Source organism: Candidatus Deferrimicrobiaceae bacterium, assembly GCA_035256765.1.
In the GTDB taxonomy this organism is placed as follows: Bacteria; Desulfobacterota; Deferrimicrobia; order Deferrimicrobiales; family Deferrimicrobiaceae; genus CSP1-8.
This window is the reverse complement of sequence record DATEXR010000062.1, coordinates 1-5,912: the sequence shown is the minus strand read 5'-3', so window position 1 is coordinate 5,912 and position 5,912 is coordinate 1. Positions and strand designations below refer to the sequence as shown.

Annotated in this window: 6 protein-coding genes; 5 read left to right on the top strand and 1 reads right to left on the bottom strand. The window is 65.3% G+C overall.

What is annotated here, in order from left to right; genetic code table 11:
* Window positions 1-382: glycerol-3-phosphate acyltransferase (locus VJ307_02030; protein ID HJX72905.1), on the top strand; the 382-nt coding region annotated here is incomplete at its 5' end.
* Here VJ307_02030 and VJ307_02025 read toward each other — a convergent pair.
* Window positions 379-894, bottom strand: coding sequence for an NYN domain-containing protein (locus tag VJ307_02025; protein HJX72904.1), 516 nt, complete (start codon window positions 892-894; stop codon window positions 379-381). The genes VJ307_02030 and VJ307_02025 overlap by 4 nt on opposite strands.
* A gap of 260 nt (window positions 895-1,154) precedes the next feature.
* Here VJ307_02025 and VJ307_02020 point away from each other — a divergent pair, with 260 nt between their 5' ends.
* The 4 genes from VJ307_02020 to VJ307_02005 all read left to right on the top strand — a co-directional run bounded on the left by VJ307_02020 (window position 1,155) and on the right by VJ307_02005 (window position 5,909).
* On the top strand, window positions 1,155-1,493 hold the full coding sequence (locus tag VJ307_02020; protein HJX72903.1) for a P-II family nitrogen regulator: 339 nt from the start codon (window positions 1,155-1,157) through the stop codon (window positions 1,491-1,493).
* 39 nt (window positions 1,494-1,532) lie between these two features.
* Window positions 1,533-2,945: a type I glutamate--ammonia ligase gene (gene glnA / locus VJ307_02015; protein ID HJX72902.1), complete on the top strand. Its 1,413-nt coding sequence runs from the start codon at window positions 1,533-1,535 to the stop codon at window positions 2,943-2,945.
* A 109-nt stretch (window positions 2,946-3,054) separates the two neighbouring features.
* A complete protein-coding gene (locus VJ307_02010; protein ID HJX72901.1) occupies window positions 3,055-4,449 on the top strand; it encodes a TolC family protein in 1,395 nt (464 codons plus the stop codon).
* A complete protein-coding gene (locus VJ307_02005; GenBank protein HJX72900.1) occupies window positions 4,449-5,909 on the top strand; it encodes a hypothetical protein in 1,461 nt (486 codons plus the stop codon). The genes VJ307_02010 and VJ307_02005 overlap by 1 nt, the downstream gene beginning before the upstream one ends.
* Window positions 5,910-5,912: the final 3 nt, after the last annotated feature.

Here is a 5,912-nt window from a genome sequence, read left to right as displayed (position 1 = left end):
GCTCGCCCTCGTGGGGGCAGCCGTGTTCCTGGGTCACGTGTTTCCCGTGTACCTGAATTTCCGCGGAGGAAAGGGAGTGGCCACCGCGCTGGGGATCGTCCTGTTCCTCTCCCCGGTCACGGCGTTCATCCTCGTCGTTCTCTTCTCGCTCGTCGTCTACTTCACCCGGTACGTCTCCCTCGGATCCCTGTCCACGGCGGTGGCGCTGCCCCCGATGATGGCGCTCCTCGCCACGTCACGTCACTTCGTTACCCTCTCCCTCGCGATGATGTTCCTCGTGATCTTCACCCATCGGGAGAACATCCATCGGCTGCTCGCAGGCCAGGAGAGGAAATTCGGCGCTCCGGAGAGCGGACCCGCAGGGGACGACTCCCCCTCCTAGAGCTTCCGTACGATTCTGTCCCGTTCGCGGTCCCGTTTCTTCTGTTTCTGTCCTTCGCCCTTCTTCCTCTTCCTTCTTCCCTCGTCCCCTTCCTCGTCGACGGGGCCTTTCCCCCCTTCCCCCCGGTGGGCGGCCAGACGGTCGGCGAACTCCTCGCAGGAGACCACGGCCACGTCGCGTGTCCGGAGGGTGCCGCGCAGACCCCGGTCGGAGGTGACCACGATCGTTCCGGCCGGGGCGTCCCGGGAGAGGTCCCGGATCACGTCGTCGGCGGTTTCGGAGCGCGAGGAAAAGACCGCGGTCCCTCCTCGGAAGGCCTGACGGGTCCTCTGGGGGGTCCCCGCCCCCCGGGCGTCGAACACGACCGTCAGGCGGAACCCCTTCTCCCTCGCGTATCCGGACAGAAGAGCGCACAGTTCCTTGCGTCCCTCAGGCCCCGCCGGGTCTTCCGGGAGGAACACCGCGCCCGACCGGGCGAGGTTGTACCCGTCCACGATGAGGTGCCTGCCCATGATGGCCTCCCTTCGGCAAATTTCCCGCGTGCCGTCCTCCCGGTCCGCGATGGGAAAGATGCCTAAATAACCGGCGGCTGGTGGTCACGGATTGGGCAGAAATTCTATCACCGCCCGGGCGTTCGCGCCATCGACCCGCATGGGAAATGGAGGAAACTGCACGAAACGGATAAGGATTTTCCTGTACCCGGGCATCCCCCGCTTTTCGGTGCACCCGTTGGTACGCGGATTGCTTCTGACCAACGTCGGGGAGGTGAACCATGAAGAAGATCGAGGCCATTATCAAGCCGTTCAAGCTCGACGAGGTCAAGGAGGCGTTAAACGACATCGGCATCCAGGGGATCACCGTGTCCGAGGTCAAGGGCTTCGGGCGCCAGAAGGGGCACACCGAGCTCTACCGGGGGGCGGAGTACGTGGTCGACTTCCTCCCCAAGATCAAGCTCGAGGTGATCGTTCCCGACGACCTGGTTCCGCAGGTCGTGGAGACGGTGGAAAAGTCCGCGCGGACGGGACGGATCGGAGACGGGAAGATCTTCGTGACGAACGTGGAGGAAGTGGTGCGGATCCGGACGGGCGAGCGAGGGACGGATGCGATCTGATCCGCCGGCAGGACGCGTGACCATACCAAGGAGGAAGACATGACCCCGAAAGAAGTGGTGGAATTCGCCAAGAGCAAAAAGATCGAGATGGTGGACCTGAAATTCATGGATTTCGTGGGGACCTGGCAGCACTTTGCCGTTCCCATCTACGAGTTGCAGGAGGATAACTTCGAGGAAGGGTTCGGGTTCGACGGGTCGAGCATCCGGGGGTGGCAGCCGATCCACGCCTCCGACATGCTCGTCATCCCCGACTCCACCACCGCCATCACCGATCCGTTCATCGCGCGGCCGACGCTGTCCCTCATCTGCAACATCGTGGACCCGATCACCAAGGAGGCCTACTCGCGCGACCCGCGCAACATCGCGCGGAAGGCCGAGGCGTACCTGAAATCCACCGGGATCGCCGACGCCGCGTTCTTCGGTCCGGAGGCCGAGTTCTTCATCTTCGACGACATCCGGTACGCCACGGGATCCAACTTCGGGTACTACTACATCGATTCCGAGGAAGGGGTCTGGAACACCGGCCGGGAGGAGAGGCCCAACCTGGGCTACAAGCCGCGCCACAAGGAGGGGTACTTCCCCGTCCCCCCCACCGACTCCCTCCATGACCTGCGCGACGAGATGGTGCGGGTGATGGAGTCCGTCGGGCTGAAGGTCGAGGCCCAGCACCACGAGGTCGCCACGGCCGGCCAGGCGGAGATCGACCTCCGGTTCGACACGCTGGTGAAGTGCGCCGACGCGCTGCAGTGGTACAAGTACATCTGCAAGAACGTTGCGAGGAAATTCGGCAAGACCGTCACCTTCATGCCCAAGCCCCTCTTCGCGGACAACGGGAGCGGGATGCATACGCACCAGTCCCTGTGGAAGGGGGGGAAACCGCTCTTCGCCGGGGAGGAGTACGGGGGGCTGTCCAGGATGGCCCTTCACTACATCGGCGGGATCCTGAAGCACGCGTCCGCCATCTGCGCCTTCTCGAACCCGACGATGAACTCCTACAAGCGGCTCGTCCCCGGGTTCGAGGCGCCGGTGAACCTGGCGTACTCGAGCCGGAACCGGTCCGCCGCCGTCCGGATCCCGATGTACTCGGCCTCCCCGAAGGCGAAGCGCCTCGAGTTCCGGACGCCCGACCCGTCCTGCAACGGGTACATCGCCTTCGCCGCGATGCTCATGGCCGGGCTGGACGGCGTCCAGAACAAGATCCACCCGGGGGAGCCGCTGGACAAGGACATCTACGCCCTCTCCCCGGAGGAGCTCGCCGGCGTCCCGACCACCCCCGGGTCGCTCGAGGAGTCGCTCCGGGCGCTCGAGGCGGACCACGACTTCCTGATGAAAGGGGACGTGTTCACCTCCGACGTGATCGAGAAGTGGATCGAGTACAAGATGGACGCCGAGGTCAACCCGACGAAGATGCGTCCGCACCCGTACGAGTTTTTCCTCTACTTCGACTGTTAAGAACGCGGTTCCCGTTTTTCGGGCGGGGCCCCCAAGGGCCCCGCACGTATTTCCCCCCTCGCGAGATTGCCCCTTTTTTTCCCGGATTGTTGGGAATATCCTATTGCGCATGCGAACGACCGTTGCCCTGCTCGTTTTCGCCCTCCTGGTTCCGGCAGGCGTCTTCGGGGAGTTGTCGGCCGCCGGGGACGGCGATCCTGCGGTTCCTTCCTCCGTATCCTTTTTCGAAGCGGTGCGGCACGCCCTGTCCCGCTCCCGGGAGGGGCGAATCGCCGACCGGGACGTGCGCGTCGCGAAGGAGGGGAGGGCAAGAGCCGGCGCCGCGCGGTTTCCCCGGATCGATGCGAGCTCCGATTACACCGCGCTTTCCGAACTTCCGGCCGTGATCATCCAGGGGAGGGAGACCCAGACCATGGACCGCTCGGTCCTGCGGGCGCGTCTCACCGCCGATCAGACGATCTACGATTTCGGGAAGACCGGCGCCCGGGTCTCCCGGGCGGAGGCGAGGATCGACGCCGCGGCGAGCAGGGCCTTCCTGGCCCGGGAGCGGGCGGCCTTCGAGGTGATTTCCGCGTTCCTGTCCGCCCGGCGCGCGGAGCAGCTCCGCAAAGTCGCGGAGGAGTCGCTCGCGGCGGGGAGGGAACACCGCAAGGTGGCGGGGGACCTCTACGACCTGGGGGTGGTGGCCCGCAACGACGTGCTGGCCGCCGACGTGCTGGCCGCCAACGAGGAGGCCGCCCTGATCACCGCCGAGAACCGGGGGGAACTGGCGCGGTCGCGCCTGGCGCTCCGGATGGGCTTTTCCGGGAGGGAGGCCGTGGCTCCGGAGCCGGGCGATTTCCCCGTCCCGGGGAGTCCTTTGCCGCCGCTTCCCGAAAGCCTGCGCGTCGCGATGGGAAATCGGCTCGAGCTCAAGGCGCAGGGCGCCTTCATCCGCGAGGGGGAGGCGGGTGTTTCCGCGGCGCGGGCGGAGTTCGCCCCCACCCTCTTCGGGCAGGGCGGGTATTCCTACGAGACCAACGATTTCAACCCGAACCCGAGCGTTTTCTCCCTGCTGGTCGGGGGGAGGATCAACCTCTTTTCCGGTTTCTCCGACGAAGCGGCCAGGCGCGAGGCGCTGGAAACCGTGGAGCGCCGGAAGGAGGAACTGGCCCTCCTCCGGGACGAGATCGCGCTCTCGGTGAAAAGGGCGCATCTCTCCGTCATCGAGGCCGAGAAGAGGAGGGCGGTGGCCGGGGTCGCCGTCGACCGGGCGGAGGAGAACCTGCGGATCCAGAACAACCGGTACCGGGAGGGGCTCTCCATCTCGACCGAGATCCTCGATGCGCAGACCCTCTTGACCCGCGCGAAGGTCGACCTCTCCAACGCCACGTTCGACCTGTTCGAGTCCCGCTACCACTTGCTGCTCGAGCGGGGGGAGCTCCTCGCTTTCCTCGATCCCCTTTTGGGGCCCGCCAAGGGAGAGGACACAGCCGCCCCGGAGGCCCCGGGGAAGGAGAGGTGATGGCCCTACCCCTCCGTTTCCCGCGGCGGGGGCTCGCTCTCCTTGCCGTCCTGATCCTCGCGGGGTGTTCCTCCACGAACGACGCGTCGCTCTCGGTGCGGCTCGCTTATCCGCAGGAAGGGGCCGCCGCCGGCCCGGCGACCGCCGGTACGCACGCTCCGACCGCCCGCCCGGCATACGCGAAAGCGCCGGAGAACCGGATCCTGATCCGGGTGCTCGCCCCCCACATCCCGGCCCCCATCGAAGCGTGGTTCGACCGTTCCCTGGGGCGCGGGGAGATCTCCGGGATCCCCCCGGGCGTCCGGATCGCGGTGGAAGTGGACGAGTACGACAACACGGCCCTGACGCTGGGCACGAACGCCCCGCTTCTTGGGCGGGGCCGGGCGCACGGGATCACCCTGTCTCCGGGGGAGAACCGGACCGTCACGGTCCCCATGGTCGACAAGGGGACGATCGTCCGCGTTTGCGGGGCCGCACCTTCGGGCGGGGCGGGGACGGCGGGGGACACGGGGGACGGCGGGCTGGCGGTCGACGCCCTGCTGGGGCAGCCGCTCGCCGTGGAGGTCGGGCCTGACGATGCGATCCACGTTTCCTCGGCCCAGTTCAACCGGATCCGGAGGATCGACCGGTACGGGTACATCGCCCACTACGCGGGAAGCGGCCCGTCAGGCACTTTGACGGAAGGAGCGCAGGCCTCCACCGCACCGATCGGCCCGGTGTTCGACCTCGACATGGGCCCGGCGGGCGACCTCTATCTGATAACTTTGGATCAGCAAATCGTGCGGATCGACCGGGCGACCGGGCAGATCTCGATCAAGTACGACGCGCAGAAGGGGATCTTCAACCCCGCCGCCAAGCCCGACCTCGCCGTGGTCTCCGACGACACGATCTACTATACGAACGGGATGGAGAACAGGGTCTACCTCGTCCAGGCCGGCACCCGGTCGGACTACGTTGCGGACAACACCCCCTTGCAGACCCAGGAGGGCGCGGACAAGGATTTTTACCCGCTCAGATACCCGGCGAGTGTCACAACAGATCCTTCGGGCTTGTCCGTGTTTTTCTGCGACAGGGATAACAACAAAATAAAATTCGGCGCTGTAGCAACAAGTAAAATTTATACAAAGGTAGGAAGCGCAACCGTTATTCCATTTTCGGAAGGAATGGATCCGCTTTCGATGACACCTATTCTCCCCATCCTCAGCGAGTTTGATAGGGTATACGGGAATTTCTTGTTAAGGGAGAAAGATTTTCAAGGGATAAGGATCTTGAGGCCGAATAACCGTGTTTACAATTTTGCTGGAACTGGAACAGCAGGTTTTTTCGGTGACGAGGGGCCCGCCACCGCCGCCCAACTCAACGACCCCCAGTCCGTTTCCGTCGACTCCCGGGGGAACGTCTATATCGCCGACACGGGGAACCACGCCATCCGGATGGTCGTCGGCGGCGCGCTTCCATAGAGA